This is a genomic window from Streptomyces fungicidicus (genome assembly GCF_003665435.1).
In the GTDB taxonomy this organism is placed as follows: Bacteria; Actinomycetota; Actinomycetes; order Streptomycetales; family Streptomycetaceae; genus Streptomyces; species Streptomyces fungicidicus.
In genome coordinates, this window is record NZ_CP023407.1 from 4,771,186 (window position 1) to 4,787,231 (window position 16,046).

The 16,046-nt window shown below is 72.6% G+C and carries 15 protein-coding genes; 11 read left to right on the forward strand and 4 right to left on the reverse strand.

Annotated elements, in window-relative coordinates:
- Nucleotides 1-2 precede the first annotated feature (2 nt).
- The gene (sdhC, locus tag CNQ36_RS21970; protein ID WP_004926741.1) at nucleotides 3-383 is read right to left on the reverse strand and encodes a succinate dehydrogenase, cytochrome b556 subunit; all 381 of its coding nucleotides are present in this window, start codon (nucleotides 381-383) and stop codon (nucleotides 3-5) included.
- Between the two features lie 158 nt (nucleotides 384-541).
- Nucleotides 542-1,393 carry a 2-oxo-4-hydroxy-4-carboxy-5-ureidoimidazoline decarboxylase gene (locus CNQ36_RS21975; RefSeq protein ID WP_420857171.1) on the reverse strand — a complete coding sequence of 284 codons (852 nt, stop codon included), beginning with the start codon at nucleotides 1,391-1,393 and terminating at the stop codon, nucleotides 542-544.
- 42 nt (nucleotides 1,394-1,435) lie between these two features.
- On the opposite strand from CNQ36_RS21975, the gene CNQ36_RS21980 reads away from it, so the two are divergent.
- The 4 genes from CNQ36_RS21980 (at nucleotide 1,436) to CNQ36_RS21995 (ending at nucleotide 4,859) form a co-directional block, all read left to right on the forward strand.
- Entirely contained in the window at nucleotides 1,436-3,052 is a 1,617-nt protein-coding gene (locus tag CNQ36_RS21980; protein ID WP_121548546.1) for a beta-N-acetylhexosaminidase, read from the forward strand.
- Between the two features lie 117 nt (nucleotides 3,053-3,169).
- Nucleotides 3,170-3,676 (forward strand): hypothetical protein, encoded by a 507-nt coding sequence (locus tag CNQ36_RS21985; RefSeq protein ID WP_121547238.1) that lies wholly within the window; start codon nucleotides 3,170-3,172, stop codon nucleotides 3,674-3,676.
- 106 nt (nucleotides 3,677-3,782) lie between these two features.
- Entirely contained in the window at nucleotides 3,783-4,340 is a 558-nt protein-coding gene (locus CNQ36_RS21990) for a hypothetical protein (RefSeq protein ID WP_121547239.1), read from the forward strand.
- A gap of 123 nt (nucleotides 4,341-4,463) precedes the next feature.
- Nucleotides 4,464-4,859: a hypothetical protein gene (locus CNQ36_RS21995; RefSeq protein ID WP_163013326.1), complete on the forward strand. Its 396-nt coding sequence runs from the start codon at nucleotides 4,464-4,466 to the stop codon at nucleotides 4,857-4,859.
- Nucleotides 4,860-4,978: 119 nt separating this feature from the next.
- On the opposite strand, the gene CNQ36_RS22000 is transcribed toward CNQ36_RS21995, so the two are convergent.
- Nucleotides 4,979-7,690: an FG-GAP-like repeat-containing protein gene (locus CNQ36_RS22000; protein ID WP_228313039.1), complete on the reverse strand. Its 2,712-nt coding sequence runs from the start codon at nucleotides 7,688-7,690 to the stop codon at nucleotides 4,979-4,981.
- 320 nt (nucleotides 7,691-8,010) lie between these two features.
- Between CNQ36_RS22000 and CNQ36_RS22005 the strand changes: the two genes are divergently transcribed.
- The 5 genes from CNQ36_RS22005 to CNQ36_RS22025 all read left to right on the forward strand — a co-directional run bounded on the left by CNQ36_RS22005 (nucleotide 8,011) and on the right by CNQ36_RS22025 (nucleotide 12,362).
- Entirely contained in the window at nucleotides 8,011-8,403 is a 393-nt protein-coding gene (locus CNQ36_RS22005) for a hypothetical protein (protein ID WP_163013430.1), read from the forward strand.
- Nucleotides 8,404-8,557: 154 nt separating this feature from the next.
- On the forward strand, nucleotides 8,558-9,175 hold the full coding sequence (locus tag CNQ36_RS22010) for an RNA polymerase sigma factor (RefSeq protein WP_121547243.1): 618 nt from the start codon (nucleotides 8,558-8,560) through the stop codon (nucleotides 9,173-9,175).
- A 176-nt stretch (nucleotides 9,176-9,351) separates the two neighbouring features.
- A complete protein-coding gene (locus CNQ36_RS22015) occupies nucleotides 9,352-10,224 on the forward strand; it encodes a hypothetical protein (protein ID WP_121547244.1) in 873 nt (290 codons plus the stop codon).
- 447 nt (nucleotides 10,225-10,671) lie between these two features.
- On the forward strand, nucleotides 10,672-11,346 hold the full coding sequence (locus CNQ36_RS22020; protein WP_121547245.1) for an RNA polymerase sigma factor: 675 nt from the start codon (nucleotides 10,672-10,674) through the stop codon (nucleotides 11,344-11,346).
- Entirely contained in the window at nucleotides 11,346-12,362 is a 1,017-nt protein-coding gene (locus CNQ36_RS22025) for a hypothetical protein (protein ID WP_121547246.1), read from the forward strand. Before CNQ36_RS22020 ends, CNQ36_RS22025 begins: the two co-directional genes overlap by 1 nt.
- Before the next feature lie 201 nt (nucleotides 12,363-12,563).
- On the opposite strand, the gene CNQ36_RS22030 is transcribed toward CNQ36_RS22025, so the two are convergent.
- Nucleotides 12,564-13,442: a L,D-transpeptidase family protein gene (locus CNQ36_RS22030; RefSeq protein WP_121547247.1), complete on the reverse strand. Its 879-nt coding sequence runs from the start codon at nucleotides 13,440-13,442 to the stop codon at nucleotides 12,564-12,566.
- 304 nt (nucleotides 13,443-13,746) lie between these two features.
- On the opposite strand from CNQ36_RS22030, the gene CNQ36_RS22035 reads away from it, so the two are divergent.
- Together CNQ36_RS22035 and CNQ36_RS22040 are read left to right on the forward strand one after the other, a co-directional pair.
- On the forward strand, nucleotides 13,747-15,345 hold the full coding sequence (locus tag CNQ36_RS22035; RefSeq protein WP_121547248.1) for an acyl-CoA mutase large subunit family protein: 1,599 nt from the start codon (nucleotides 13,747-13,749) through the stop codon (nucleotides 15,343-15,345).
- A gap of 93 nt (nucleotides 15,346-15,438) precedes the next feature.
- Nucleotides 15,439-16,014: a Uma2 family endonuclease gene (locus tag CNQ36_RS22040; protein WP_121547249.1), complete on the forward strand. Its 576-nt coding sequence runs from the start codon at nucleotides 15,439-15,441 to the stop codon at nucleotides 16,012-16,014.
- Nucleotides 16,015-16,046 lie beyond the last annotated feature (32 nt).

A 16,046-nucleotide genomic window follows, 5' to 3' on the forward strand; every position in this document is an offset into this window, starting at 1 on the left:
CGTCAGCTCCCGAACAGTTCACGAGCGGCGTGGCCGAGGACGGGGTAGATCGCCCCGAGCATCAGCACGAACCACAGGGCGACGACGGTCCAGAGCATCTGCTTCTGGTAGCGGGCGCCCTTGACCCAGAAGTCGACGGCGATGACACGCAGGCCGTTGAGCGCGTGGAACAGGATGGCGGCGACGAGGCCGTACTCCAGCAGCGCGACGATCGGCGTCTTGTACGTGGCCACGACGTTGTCGTAGGCCTCGGGGGACACCCGCACGAGGGCGGTGTCCAGCACGTGAACGAACAGGAAGAAGAAGATGAGGACGCCGGTGACTCGATGAGCCACCCAGGACCACATTCCTTCCCGGCCGCGGTACAGCGTTCCAGCCGGCACGGAAATTTCCTCCGGGAGCGGGGATCGGGGCCGCGCCGGCTTTCCTTGTCGGTCGGGCCCGGCCGGGTACGGTCCACCGGCCCCCAGCATGTTAGCGACGGTTGCCCGCGGCGCTCACAGGGGGCCTGCCGGTGTGATCAAACTGGCACGCTTACGGGCTATCGCGGCGGCATCTGGGGCGAGGTGTCCGGGTCTGTGCCCACCGCGGCGGCGCCGGGACCGGCCGCGCCCGCGAGGTGGAGCCGCACGTCGTCGCGGTCCCGCGCCCCGAGGGCGTCGAGCAGCCGCTCCCTGGCCAGATGGCGGAGCTGGTCGGCGGCCACGACCCGTTCGTCCTCGGGATCGTTCGCCAATCGTGACCGGATGTCCTCCAGGACCCGGCCCAGGGCCTCGTCCTCGGGAACCCCGGCCAGACAGATGACGAACACGTGTCCGAATTTGGCCTCGTAGGCCGCGTGGGCCGCGCTCAGGGCCGTGTGGGCGGCCGAGTAGGTGTCCTCCGGGAGGGCGGGGAGGGACTCCGCCGCCAGCGCCTCCGTCATCTCCCTCGGAGAGAGGTCGTACGCCGCCTCGTCGGAGGCCGCCAGAAGGGACGGCAGGTCGGGGTAGGGGCGGTGGCCGGAGAGGCGCAGGGCCCAGCGCAGGCTGCGCAGACAGCCCAGGAGGGCGTGCTCGGCGTCCTCGGGGGGAGCGGTGTTGAACCGCTCCAGTGCGGACGGAATGCCGGGCGCGCCGCGGGACTGTCCGGGTATGGCGACTCGGCCGGGGAGGTCAGGGAGACGGTGCGCAGGCAGCGTGGGTCCTCGTGGGCGTCGCGTGTATGTCGGTGGTAGATGCTGTGAGAGTTGTGACGTCACGTTATCGAGTGAGTCCGGGACGTGTCCGATCGGTACCCCGAATTCACCCGGACGGCAGAGTTTGAGAACGGTTCGGCGACGCCTCTCACTCGTACGGGTCGTACGTTGGGCTGTGTGAGTCAGCACAGGCAGCACGGGCAGCAGGGGCAGCACCGGCGTCGCACGGCGGCCGAGGCGGTGAGACGGCGACGGGTGCTGATCGCGGCCGTCGCCGCGGGCGTGCTGGTGGCCGCGTCCGGCGTCAGCCTGGGCCTCTGGGCGTCTTCCGACGACGACGGCTCGCCCGCGGGCTCGACGGCGGCGTCCGCCGGCCAGACACCCGGAGGCCGGGACGAGGAGGGCGCGGCGCCGGGGAAGAGCCCGAGCCCGAGTCCCAGCCGCACCTACCCGCTGTCGAAGGCGCCGCGCACCATACCGTCCGTGCGCGACCACACCGCGGAGCGCGGACCGGGGTGGCGTCCCGCGAAGGACCACCGGGTGGTCGTCACCGACCCCGCGCTGGCCGACGAGGGCCGCCTGATAGCCGGAGAGCTGGGGCTGGCGTACGCCGGCGAGAAGGGCGACCAGCGGGACGGCGACCTGCGGCTGGAGCTGAACCGGGGCTCGGGCGCGAACCCGGAGTCGTACACCATGACCGTGCGGGGCGGCCGGGTGACCGTGACCGCCCCCGCGGAGGCGGGCGTGTTCTACGGCACCCGCACGCTCAAGCAGGAGATCAAGGGGGCCGGCACCGCCCCCGAGGGTGTGGTGCGCGACGAGCCGGCCAAGCAGCGGCGCGGACTGATGCTGGACACGGCGCGCAAGTTCTACACGGCCGGCTGGATCGAGGACCGGATCCGCGAGCTCGGCGATCTGAAGTACAACGAGATCGGTCTGCACTTCTCCGACGACCAGGGCTTCCGCATCGCGTCCGACTCGCATCCGGAGATCGTGTCCGAGCAGCATCTGACCAAGGCGCAGGTGAAGAAGATCGTCGACCTCGCGGAGAGCCGGCACATCACCGTCGTCCCCGAGATCGACTCGCCCGGACACCTGGGCGCGGTCATCGCCGCCCACCCGGACCTCCAGCTGCGCAACGCCGGCGGCGGCGCGGTGCGCGGCGCCATCGACATCTCCGACCCCGGGTCCGCCGAGATCGTCGACGACCTGCTGAACGAGTACGCCGGCCTGTTCCCCGGAGGGCAGTGGCACCTCGGCGCGGACGAGTACCAGGCGCTGGTGGTGTCCGACCCCGAGGCGTCCTTCCCGGGGCTCGCGGCCGCCGCGCGGGACAAGTACGGTCCCGACGCGACCGTGGAGGACCTGACCACCGGCTGGCTCAACGACCGGGCCGCCACCGTCCGCGCCCACGACCGCACGCCCCGCGCCTGGAACGACGGCTTCTTCCGGGGCGGTTCGGTGCCCGCCGCCAAGGACATCCAGGTCGCGTACTGGACCGGCAAGGAGATCGGCGCCCGGCCGCCCGTCGAGTACCTGAGCGAGGGCCGCAAGGTCATCAACTACAACGACGAGTTCCTCTACTACGTCCTCGGCGAGCCCCTGACCTTCGTCTACCCGACCGGCGAGCGGATCTACGAGCAGTGGACGCCGCTGGTGCTGCGCGGCACCACCCCCGTCCCGGAGCGGTACGACGCCCAGATCCTCGGCGGGTCCTTCGCCGTCTGGGGCGACATCCCCCGGGCCCAGACCCAGGACCAGGTCGCGGCAGGGATCCGGCTGCCGCTCGCGGCCACCGTCCAGAAGCTGTGGGACCCGGACCGGCCGGAGCTGTCCTGGGAGCAGTTCCGGGCCCTGGCGGACAAGGTGGACTGAACCCGCGCGAGGTCCCCGTCGGGGTGGGGATTGCCCGATACGGCTGCGCACCCCCGCACGGCTGTGGTGGTGTTCTGAGCGGGCCGACACACCGACACACCGGGGGAACACCAGCACATGGGCTACTGGGGGTATTTCGTCGTGGGCCGCGGGGAGCGGCCGCTGGCCGGGCTGGACACGCTGGCCGGCGTGGCAGGGGAGATGACCCTGCACACCTCGGCTCCGGACGGCTGGCAGGTGTGGGAGTACCCGGGCGGCCGGGGCGACATGGGGAACATGAACGACCTGGCCCGGGAGACCGGGGCGCCCGCGCTGTTCGGATACGTGATGGACAGCGACTGCGTGGTGGTGGAGGCCGCGTCACCGGAGAGCGGGGCGTGGACGACCTGCCTGGCCCGGGCCAACATGGCCGCCCGCCTCGTCGGGCAGCAGGAGGGGCTCACGCTGGAGGACTACTTCCTGGAGCCCTCCGACGCCGCCGAACGGGCCGTCTTCTGGGCCGAGGAGGCGGGGCACACCGCGTCCGCCGGGGAACTGGCCGAGGTGCTGACCGCCGACCCCGACCCGATGGCCGAAAACCTCTTCTTCCGGCTGCTCGACCGGCTCGGCGTGGTGCCCCTGTGACACTCCGGGCCTGTCGCACGCAGTAAGGGAGGATGCGGGCTCCGTGAGGGACGGGGCGCGCGAGGGCCTCACCCGGGGCCCGCGAGCACTCCTTGAGGAGGCGTGGATGAGCCTGGTGGAACTGATCGCGCAGGCCGACGAGCGCGGGCTGGCCGTCAGCGGGTTGGCTTGTTTGGATCGGTGCGTGCCGTTGCTCGGCGACGACGAGGCGCTGCGCCCGCTGTGGGCGAGCCTCGCGGAGGACGCGGCCGCCGGCGACTGGGCGGAGCGGCTGGAGCAGACGCGGGGCAAGCTCGACGCCGCGGAGACCTCCGGCGAGGACGAGACCGTGACGCTCGCCCGCCGGATGCTCGCCGCCGCTCCCGCCGAACGGTCCGCCGCCGCGCTGCGGGAGTGGGCCGACGGCTGCTCCGTCGCCGCCCTGCGGATCCACCGGCTGCTGGACGGCGCCGCCGACGACTCCGGACTCGACCGCGCCCGCGGCGACGGCCGTACCGACGGCCTGTCACCGCTGCTCGCGGCGGAGCTGCGCCGTCAGACCACGGTCCTCGAACTCCTCGCCGCCCACGGCCCGACGGCTCTGCGCGGCGCGCTGGAGGTCTCGACGGAGGGCCGCCGGGTGCTCCGTGCCGCGATGTCGCGCCGCAGCCGCAGGGACGGCTGAGGCCCGCCGCCCCTCCGCGCACGTCCTGTGACCTTTCCGGGGTGGTCCTGCGTCGGTTGCGGGAACCGCCGGGATCGGGGTGACGAAACGCTTCACCGGAGCGCTTACCAGGGTGTGACGACTGTGACGACACACCAGGAGACCAGGCCCTCCGCCGCGACGAAGCCGGCCCGGTGGGCCGCGGACGCGGTGGCGGCGATGCGCGAAGGGGCACGGCTGCGCCTCGACTACTCGGCGCGCAGTCTGTGGAGCGTCGACCGGATGATCGAGGACATACGCCAGGAGGCGGCCCCGTTCGCCGCCGTGGAACTGGTGCTGCGCGGATTCGGCGCGTACGCCGGTGAGGTGATGGCCCGTCAGACCGGCGGCGAGTGGTGGGCCTCCGGCGGCGACCACTGGCTGCGCACCCCCGACGGCCGCATCTGGGACCCGATCGACGAGGCCCGCCGCTGCTACACCGGCGACGGCTCCCTCCGCCTGCTGTGCCGGGACGCCTCGGACGGGGGAGCGGGCGCGTAGTTCCGCGTCCGCGGGGGTGTGACGTTCTCCGCCGCCACGGCGCGGTGTCCGGGCCGGACACCGGACGGCCGGGGTCCCGTGCGGGACCCCGGCCGTCGTCGTCGTGCGGTGGTGCGGTGCTACGGGGCCAGGGTCCGGCCCAGCTGCAGGTCCGCGGCCAGACCGAGGGTGCCCTTGCCGAAGACGTACGAGTCGCCGTAGCCGAGGCCCGAGCTGTTGCTCGGCAGGTAGAGGATCACGCCGTCCGACGTGTCCTCGCCCTCCGCGCCGACCGTCAGGTCCGCGCGGCCGTAGCCGGACAGGTCCGCCAGGGTCACCGCGGAGCCGAACCGGTCACCGGACTCCGTGGAGCCGGGGATGCCCGAGGTGTCCTGCGAGACGCCCAGCGCGCCGGACCCGGTGAGCCCGGAGGAGGAACCGCGGAACAGGATCGCCTGGCCCGCGTCCTTGCGGTTGGCGTCGCTGCGGGTGAGGTCCTCGCCGGGAGCGCCGGCCAGGACGTCCGCGTAGCCGTCCCGGTTGAAGTCGCCGGCCGACACCGAACTGCCCAGCGCGTCCCCGGCCTCGCCGCCGCCCGGTACGCCGGTGGTGTTCTGGTGGATCGTCCTCATGCCGGTGGTGGTGAACCCGGAGGACGTCCCCAGCACCATGGTGATCTGCCCGCCGGACGCGGCGCCCGACTCGGAGGTGTACGGCTGGCCGATGACGATGTCGTCGTAGCCGTTGCCGTTGAAGTCGCCGGCGGCGACGGAGCGGCCGCCCTTGACGGAGATCACGCCGACCTTGGTCAGGCCGGACGCCGAGCCCGCGAAGCGGACGACCCGGCCGATGCCGCCGGTGTCGCGGTAGTTGAGGGCGATGTCCGCGTAGCCGTCCCGGTTGAAGTCACCGCTCGCCGCGTCCAGGTAGGCGACGGAGCCCGTGGCGCCGGTGAGCGTGCCGTACTTGGTGGCGCCGCCGGTGTGCCGGGCGTTCCAGTTGCCGCCCTTGCCGGTGCCGGCCGAGAACACGTCCGCCTTGCCGTCGCCGTTGAAGTCGCCGACGGCGACGGCCGTGCCGAGCTTCGCGCCGGTCTGCGTGACACCCGTGGTCGAGTACGAGAAGCCGGTGTCCAGCGCCGGGCCGTACATCACCACGACGCCGCCGCGGTCGGTGTCGCCGTCGGTGTCGTCCTCGCCGGGCACGCCGATCGCGAGGTCCGCGTGACCGTCGCCGTTGACGTCGCCCCAGGCGGTGGAGGTGCCGAAGCCGTCGCCGGACTCGTTGGATCCGGGGACGCCGGTGCTGCTCTGGGTGAGCGTCTTCTTCGCGGCGGTGACGGGGCCGTTCACTCCGCCCGGGATCACCGTGACGCTGCCGCCGCTCGACCCCTTCGGGGTGCCGGCGACCAGGTCGGTGAGGCCGTCCCGGTTGTAGTCGGAGGTGGCCAGGGCGTGCGAGACGCCCGGGGTCTTGGCGAGCGCGGCGATGAGGGACAGCTTCGGGTACAGGTTCGCGCCGGGGCAGGCCGTGTAGTTGGTGTCCCGGTGGCCGAAGACCCGCGGCAGGGTGACCGACTCACCCTTGTCGATCTTGTTGCCGGTGACCCCGGCCTCCGTGCCGGAGGTCAGCGTGACCTTGCCGGTCGGGTCGATGCCGTACATGCCGAACTTCCAGGCGACGACCCGTGCGATCGAGTCCAGTGCCGCGCGGCTCGGGTGGGCGCTCTCGAAGTTGCCGAGGTACGAGATGCCGAGCGTGTCGGTGTTGAAGCCGACGTCGTGCGCGCCGACCACGGGCAGGTCCATGCCGCCGCTGCGGCCCTCGAAGATCTGGCCGCAGCGGTCGACGACGAAGTTGTAGCCGATGTCGAAGTAGCCGCGCGCGAAGTGCTCCTGCTGGATGGAGCGCATCCGGGCCCGGGAGTCGGCGCAGGACACGCCGTTGTCGCTGTCGACGCCGGTGTGGTGGATGACGGCGGCCTTGATCTCGGCGCCGTAGCTCGGCGTGCCGTCGTAGTCCGTGGAGGCGCCCCACTCGGCCTGCGTGATGACCGGCGGCTTCACCACCGTCGACGGGCGGGGCTCGGGGACGGTGGGCGTCGGCTCGGGGGAGGCGGTCGGGGACGCGGTGTCCGTGGCCGTCTCCGACGGGGTGCCGGTCGGCTCGGCGGTCGGGGTCCCGGTGGCTGTCTCCGTGGCCGTCTCGGTGACGGCCGGCTCCGACGGCGTCCCGGCCGTCTCCGTCGGCTCGGGGGTGGCCGGCGCCGTGGTCTCCTCGGTGAACGCGGCCGGCTCCATGTTCGCGACGGTCGGCGCGCCCTTGGGGTCCGTGCCCGGGTCGAGCAGCTTGACGTCCATGCCGGCGGGCTGGCCGCCGACCTGGGTGCCGTCGGCGTTCACCACGCGGACCTCGACGCCGTCGGAGTCGTCGGTCCACACCGAGGCCGTACCGCCGCGGGCCGCCGCCCGCTCGCCTTCCGCGCCGTCGGCCTGGCTCGGCTCGTCCTCCAGCTTCTGCCAGCCGGACCACTTGCCGGTCTCCAGGTCACGGGTGCGCACCTGGGGCGTGCCCTTGGCGTCCGCCTCCGGGTCGTCCCAGGTGACCAGCACCGCGCTGAAGCGCTCCGTGGTCTGCCGGTCGAGACCCCGGCGGCCCGCGCCCCGGTTGTCCAGCTTCAGCGTGTGAATGCTCGGCTTGCGGGCCTTCGTCCCGGCGGCCGGCGCGGTCGAGGGACCGGCCACCGCGTACGTGACGACACCCGCGCCACTGAGCACGACGGCACCGATGGTCAGCCAGGCCCGCCGTTTCAGGCTGAGCGGCTTGTACGCATGGGTCCTGCGAGGACTCAACTACCCCACCCCTAGGAAAGGAACACGGACACCACCTGTCCCACAGGTGGCACTCATCCAGCGCGAAGCAGAGGCCAAACGTCACACGTGGCGTCACCGGGCCCGCGAATCCCCGATCCGCCCTCACGGACGCACGGGACGGCGAAAGGTTGTATGCGTCCCATGAGGTGGCGGTGTGGCGATCGCCACGTCCACGGCCCGTGATGATCACGGCACGGCGTCCGCTTGATCTGCCGGGGTCCCGAACGGGTTGCCCGGGGCGCGAGTTGAGGGGCGGTGTCCCAGTGGATGCGGACGAGCGGGTGCCGGAGGCCGGGCAGATGCGGCCGTACGCGGCGGCCTTCGTGGCCCGGGCGACCGCCCGCAACCGGCTCCCGCTGGACTACTCCGTGGCCAGCCTGCGCCTGGTCGACGCACTGGTCGACGGGCTGCGCAAGGGCGGAGCGGACCGCGAGCGGGTGCGCGACGCGCTGCTGGGGCTGGGCGCCTACGTCGGCGAGGTGCTCGTCCGCCGGGCGGGCGGCACATGGGTGGACCTCGACGAGGGCCAGCGCGCCTACTTCGGCCAGCCGGTCGGGATCCGGATGCCGGACGGCCGGATCTGGAACCCGGTCGGCAAGGTGCACAACCGGTTCGATTCGGGCGGCCCGCGGGAATCGCTGCGGACCTTCTGGCTGGTGCTGCACGGGCGGGCCCGGCGGCCCGCCGCCTGACCGCCGGTCCGGGTGCGGCGTACGGGGCGTCTGACGAGCTGTGACACTTTCGTGGCGCCGGACGCTGATGACCGTGGGGGTGTGGGCGTTGCCGGACGTGCCCACGCCAAGCGATAGCGGTGCGCTACGCGCTCGGTACGGACGAGGACGGTTCTTGGGCCACGGAGGGGAATCCCGCCGCGCACAGGCGTACGACGGGGAGCTGGGCGCGGCCGTCGCGCGGGCCCAGAAAGGGGACGAGGCCGCCTTCGCCGTGGCCTACCGGCTGGTGCAGCCCGGACTGCTCGCCTATGTGCGCGGCCTGGTCGGCGAGGACGCCGAGGACGTGATGTCGGACGCCTGGCTCGAGATCGCCCGCGACCTCGGGCGGTTCAAGGGCGACGGCGCCGGGTTCCGTGGCTGGACGGCGACCATCGCCCGGCACCGCGCGCTGGACCATCTGCGCCGGCAGCGGGTACGTCCCCGGGCCTCGACGCTGGAACAGGACGTGCTGGACCTGCCCGGCCCGCAGAGCACCCACGAGCAGGCCATGGAGTCGCTGTCCACCGCGTACGCCCTCGAACTGGTCGGCGGGCTGCCGCGGGACCAGGCCGAGGCCGTGCTGCTGCGCGTGGTCGTCGGCCTCGACGGCCCCGCCGCCGCCCGAGTCCTCGGCAAGCGGCCGGGCGCCGTACGGACGGCCGCGTACCGCGGTCTGAAGCGTCTGGCGAAGCAGCTCGGCGTCGACGGTGTGACGGATGAGGCGTCGCGGACGCTGGGTGAGTCGACATGAGCGTATGCGCCGGGACGGTGGACGTGAACCCGGCGGCGCGGCGACGGCCGGCCCGGACCCGCGGCTGAACAGGCCGGACATGCGGAACGTATCCGTCGGTCCGGGCGGCACCGGCCGCGCACGGGACCTCGCGGGCCGCGGGTACCAAGTGGAACGAGCAGGAACGGGAAACGGACATGGGTGAACGGCAGAACGACGGCGGGCCGGGCGGCCGTCGGCGTGTGCACCCTGAGGGCGCGCCGCCCGGCCGGGTCGCCGACGCCGCCGGTCTGGAGGCGCTGCTCGCCGCCGCCCTGATCCGCGAGGGCGTGGACGCCGGGGCCGAGCAGCGGGCCGTCGCCGCGTTCCTGGCCGCCCGGGAATCGGGGGCGCGGGGCGCCGCGCGCACCCGCCGCCGGGACGACTGGCGGCCGCGGCGGCGGCTCGGCGGCCACTCGCTGAAGGCCACCCTCACCGCCCTGGTGGCCGGGCTCACCCTGAGCGGGGTCGCGGTCGCCGGCATCGGCGTGACGGACTCGTCCCCGGACCGTCCGCGGGAGGACGTGGGACGCACCGAGACCCCGTCGCCCGGCACCACCGGTCCGGCCGCGGGCGTTCCCACCGGGCCGCCGGAATCGGCCCCCGGGAAGCCGGACCGCTCCGGCACCGCCAAGGACACCGAGGCCCACTGCCGTGCGTACGAGCGGGTCCAGGGGCGCGGGAAGGCGCTGGACTCGACGGCTTGGAAGCGGCTCACGGAGGCGGCGGGCGGCGCGGCGAACGTCGCCGCCTACTGCGCCGAGCGGCTGCAGGCGGCCGGGACGGCGCCCGGCAGCACCCGGACGCCGGAGAACGACGGCAACGGTTCGGCCGGCCGGGCCGGAAACGACTCCTCGGGCAACGCCGACGACAACGCCACGCGCGTCCCGGACAGCGGCCCGGACGTCGGTCAGGGCAACACGGGCAGCCCCGGCAACGCGGGTGATCCCGACAACGCGGGCAACGGGTCGAATGGCAGGGCGGGCGACGGCGCCGAGAAGTCCGGGAACCCGGATTCCGGTAACCGGTAGCGCACGGGTTACGGCCCTCGTGATCCTCGCGACCCCCGGTGGCCCGCGGAAACGGTGCACTCGGCGTTTCCGGGTTTCCGGGGTTCCGCGTTTCCGCACGCGGACGTCCGCCGCGAACGCCGAGGCAACGACCGGGGCCGCCACCCCCCACAGGAGAGGCCCCGGCCGTCGCGCGGCACGGGCCGCGCGGCGACCCGTACTTCCTACAGCGCCACGCATGCGTTTTCTGTCACACCCTCCAGTGTCACGGGTTAGTTGCATCTTGGACGGACATGGACGGCGAGAGGATTCAGGCCGTAACGTGCCTTTCGCGCCAGGCCGCCGAGGACAAACGACCACAAGGACCACGGTGGCCTAGAGACCGCAACCACCGATTGAGCAACCACGACGGCGAGAAACCCGGTCCGCGAGAGCGGTGCCGGCTGAGGCGCAGAAGGGCGCGCGCGGGTGCTGGGGGACGACGCGGAGCTGACCACCGCGGTGCGTGCGGCACAGGACGGGGACGAGACCGCGTTCCGGACCGTGTACCGCGCCGTGCACCCGCGGCTGCTGGGATACGTACGGACACTCGTGGGCGAGCCCGACGCCGAGGACGTGACGTCCGAGGCCTGGCTGCAGATCGCCCGTGACCTGGAGCGCTTCACCGGTGACGCGGACCGGTTCCGTGGCTGGGCCGCCCGCATAGCCCGCAACCGCGCGCTGGACCACATACGGATGCGCGGCCGCCGCCCCGCGATCGGCGGCGACGAGACCGAGCTCACCGGGCGGGCCGCCGAGTCCGACACCGCCGGCGAGGCGATCGAGGCGCTGGCCACCGACGACGCGTTCTCCCTCATCTCCCGGCTCCCGCAGGACCAGGCCGAGGCCGTCGTCCTGCGCGTGGTGGTGGGCCTCGACGCCAAGTCCGCCGCCGAGACGCTGGGCAAAAGACCGGGCGCCGTACGGACCGCCGCGCACCGGGGCCTGAAACGGCTGGCGGAACTGCTCGGCGGCGATCCGGAAGCGCATCCGGAATCCGTCGGCGGGCTCGACGCCCTTCCTCCCCAGAGGGCACCACGCCGTCGTACGGTGACGTCCGCGAGTGTGACGCAGATGCGAGCGCGGACGCAGAAGGACATGTGATGGCCGACGAGCAGTACAGGTGGCTGAACCGCGGGACCGCGGAGCGTTTACTGAGCGGAGAGCCTCCTGAACCTGCCGACCCCGCCGCCCGTGACCAGGCCCGACAGCTCGCCGCGACCCTCCGTGCGCTCTCCCCGCCACCCCCGTCCGCCGATGACGGACTGCCCGGTGAGGCCGCGGCGCTTGCCGCCTTCCGCAAGCTGCGCGAGGAACGACAGGGGCGGACCGAAGCGGCCCCGGACTCCGGCCGACTGAGCGGAACCCGTTCCTCCGACGTGGGGCTGATCCATATCGGCGCCCACCGCGGTGATCGTTCCGGAACCGCGGACGGACCCCGGCGGCTGCGCCCCCTGCGCCTCGGACTGGCCGCCGCTCTGGTCGCCGGGATGGTCGGCGGCGCCGCCGCCCTGGCCGCGACCGGAGCCCTGACGGGCCCGTCAGGCGGCCCCGGTTCCGATCCGGCCGCCTCCGCCACGGCCACCGGCACCCATCCGGAACAGCCCCTGCTGTCGCCCTCGTCGTCGACGGCCGGCGCCCCGGGCGGCGCCACGCCCGGGGGCGAGCATCCGGAGAGCGTGGCCGGAACGGCCGGGGGCGAGGTGGACGCGACCGGCGGCGGCGAGGACGACGCCGGAGCTCCGGGTGCGCCGGGGAAGCCCCGCTCGGACTCTGGTGACGGGGCGGCCCGTACCACCGGTCGGAGCGGGAAGCAGATCACCGCGGCCTGCCGCGCGTGGCGGGACGGCAAGCACCTGAACTCCACCCGCGAGCACCTCCTCGAGGAGGCGGCGGGCGGCTCCTCACACATCGGCACGTACTGCGACGACGTGCTGACCGCCTCCGCCGCTTCCGGCGGCGATCAGGGGAACGGCAACGGCAACGGAAAGGCCAACGGCCGGAACAAGGGTCAGGGCCAATCCCACGGGAACGGCTCGGGCAACGACGACGGCGGCGACGAGCAGGGCAACAACGGCAACGGTGACGGCAACGGCAACGGTGGCGGGAAAAGCCAGTGAAACCGCCTCTGACCTGCGCTTTCGTCGAGCGCTGAAATTCCCTGCGCGACGGGTGTGACACTTTCCGCCCCCGTGGCGCAGTAATGAGTGAGCCGACTGGTCATCGGCTGTCGCACGGAGCCGGGGTTCCCCCCGTACCCGCGGCTCGTGCACATCGGCGCGGGCGGGACACGTTCCCCCGGTCCCGCCCGCGCCCTCTTCTCACCAGTGCACGACGACCTTGTCGCCGTTCCGCACCTGCCCGTACAGCCGGGCGATCGCCGCCTCGTCCCTTACGTTGACGCAGCCGTGCGAGGCGCCGCCGTATCCCCGGGCGGCGAAGTCCGCGGAGAAGTGCACGGCCTGGCCGCCGCTGAAGAACATGGCGTACGGCATCGGCGAGTCATAGAGCGTGGACACATGGTCCCGGGACTTCCAGTAGACGCGGAAAACACCTTCGCGGGTCGGCGTGTACTCGGAACCGAAGCGGACGGCCATCGTCGACACCGTCCGTCCGTCGATCATCCAGCGCAGGGTGCGGCTCGACTTGCTGATGCACAGCACACGGCCGGTTCGACACCGCGGATCGGGCGCGTCGGCCGGCTGGCCGCCCATCAGATACAGCTCCCACCTGCCCGGCTCGTGCGTCATGTCGAGCAGTCGCCGCCAGGTGACGGAGTCGGTCACCCCGGTCCGCGGCAGCCCGCGCTTGCCCTGGAAGCCCCGCACCGCCTCCGCCGTCGGCTCGTCGTACGTCCCCGTGGGCCCCTGGAAGATCCAGGCCACCTGCCGCAGCCGGGCCTGGAGTTCGCGTATGTCCCGCCCGGAGTCGCCGGGGGACCACAGCACGCGGGCGGGCGGGGCGGCGGGGGAGGACGTCCTTCCCCCACCCGGAGCCCGTGACTCCGGCTCCGGCTCCGGCGACTTCGGCTCCGTCCCCGCTGCCGACGGCGTACGGCTCGGCACCTCGATCCGCACCGGCGACCCGCCCCGGCCGTCCTCGCCGGCGGGCCGCACCGTGCACCCTCCCGCACCGCCGGCCAGCACGGCCAGGGCCGCGAGGGCGGTGATCCCCTGCCTCCGCACGCCCTTCCTCCGCATGCCCGTACTACGCACAGCAGCCCCCCGTCGTCTCACCGGCCCGGCCGGACGTCACCTGAGATGTTCCCCGGACGTGACCGGCGCCGAACCAGGGGGCATGGTGGTGAGTGACCGGAAGACGGCCGCGAGTGGCGCTGTGAGCGGGGTCCCACCGAGGCTGTGAGGAAGGTCCCAGCGTGCGCCCCTCCTCCGGGCCGCACGCGCACCGCTACAGTCCGTCGAAGGACCGGCCTGTACTGACGAGTAACTGACGGGTACCGGACGAGCAAGTCGAGCAACGCCGCTCAACGGGAGGCATCACACCATGGCGCGCGAGTCGGGCAGTGCCCGGTCCACCGAGAGTGGACTGCCCATCGAACCCGTCTACGGGCCTGAGGCCCTCGAGGGCTGGGACCCGGCCGGGAAGCTGGGTGAGCCGGGGGCGTACCCGTTCACCCGGGGCGTGTACCCGACGATGTACACGGGACGGCCCTGGACGATGCGCCAGTACGCCGGGTTCGGCACGGCGACGGAGTCCAACGCCCGGTACAAGCAGCTCATCGCCAACGGCACGATGGGCCTGTCGGTGGCGTTCGACCTGCCCACCCAGATGGGCCACGACTCCGACGCCCCGATCGCGCACGGCGAGGTCGGCAAGGTCGGCGTCGCCATCGACTCGGTCGACGACATGCGGGTCCTGTTCGGCGGCATCCCGCTGGACAAGGTCTCCACGTCGATGACGATCAACGCCCCCGCCGCGCTGCTGCTCCTCCTCTACCAACTGGTCGCCGAGGAACAGGGCGTCCCGGCCGACAAGCTCACCGGCACGATCCAGAACGACGTGCTGAAGGAGTACATCGCGCGGGGCACGTACATCTTCCCGCCGAAGCCGTCCCTGCGGCTGATCGCCGACATCTTCAAGTACTGCAGGGCCGAGATCCCGAAGTGGAACACGATCTCGATCTCCGGCTACCACATGGCCGAGGCCGGCGCGTCGCCCGCGCAGGAGATCGCGTTCACCCTCGCGGACGGCATCGAGTACGTCCGTACGGCGGTCGAGGCCGGCATGGACGTGGACGACTTCGCCCCGCGCCTGTCCTTCTTCTTCGTGGCCCGCACGACGATCCTGGAGGAGGTCGCCAAGTTCCGCGCGGCCCGCAGGATCTGGGCGCGGGTGATGCGGGAGGAGTTCGGCGCGAAGAACCCCAAGTCGCTGATGCTGCGCTTCCACACGCAGACGGCGGGCGTGCAGCTGACGGCCCAGCAGCCCGAGGTGAACCTGGTCCGCGTCGCCGTGCAGGGCCTGGGCGCGGTGCTCGGCGGCACCCAGTCGCTGCACACCAACTCCTTCGACGAGGCGATCGCCCTCCCGACGGACAAGAGCGCGCGGCTCGCCCTGCGCACCCAGCAGGTCCTCGCCTACGAGACCGACGTGACCGCCACCGTCGACCCGTTCGCCGGCTCCTACGTCGTCGAGAAGATGACCGACGACGTCGAGGCGGCGGCCGTCGAGCTGATGCGGAAGGTCGAGGACCTCGGCGGCGCGGTCAACGCCATCGAGCACGGCTTCCAGAAGAACGAGATCGAGCGCAGCGCCTACCGCATCGCCCAGGAAACCGACTCCGGCGAGCGCGTGGTGGTCGGCGTCAACCGCTTCCAGCTCGACGCCGAGGAGCCCTACGAGCCGCTCCGCGTCGACCCCGCCATCGAGGCCCAGCAGGCCGAACGCCTGGCGAAGCTCCGCGCGGAACGCGACCAGCAGGCCGTCGACTCGGCGCTGGCGGCCCTCAGGAAGGCGGCGGAGGGCGAGGACAACGTCCTCTACCCGATGAAGGACGCCCTGAAGGCCCGCGCCACGGTGGGCGAGGTGTGCAACGCCCTGCGCGGGATCTGGGGCACCTACGTGCCGTCGGACGCCTTCTGACCTGGTCGATTACTCCCTAAGGGTGATCATGGGCGGAAGCCGTCCGTCCCCGGTTACCCTCAGTGGAGAGTGGGCCCCGAAAAGGAGGACGCCATGGCCGTACTGCAGCAGGAGCTGACCCTGGGCGAGGCTGCCGACCAGCTCGCCCGCGCACTGCCTGGCCACCGCGTGGAGATTCTCCAGGGGAGGCTCACTGTGACACCGCCGCCGGATGGCTCGCACGCCCTGTCGCTGACGAAACTGGGCAGGGCATTTGACCGGGCGGGGCTCGTTGAGGCCGGGTGCGAGTACGTCCAAGGCGTCGGGCTCTGGCTGCCCACCTTGCCGGCGGACTTCGCGATTCCCGACCTGTCCGTCGTCGACGAGGACTTCCGCGACGCCCACGTCACCAAGAACTACTACGCCCCGAACGTCTTCCGTATGGTCGTCGAGATCACGTCGTCGAACTGGTCCGACGACCTCGGGCCCAAGGTCGAGTGCTATGCCCAGGCCGGTATCCCGGCCTACCTGATCGTGGACCGCAAGCACGACGAGGTCCTGCTCTACACCGCACCGGCCGACGGCAAGTACCCCGACCCCCAGCGCTTCAAGCGGGGCCAGGACGTGACGGTGCCGGAGTCGGTCGGCGTGCGTGCCGAGATCCCGGCGGACACCCTTCTCGACGGCTGAAACACCGGAGCGGAGTGTCGTACTCGCGTGCG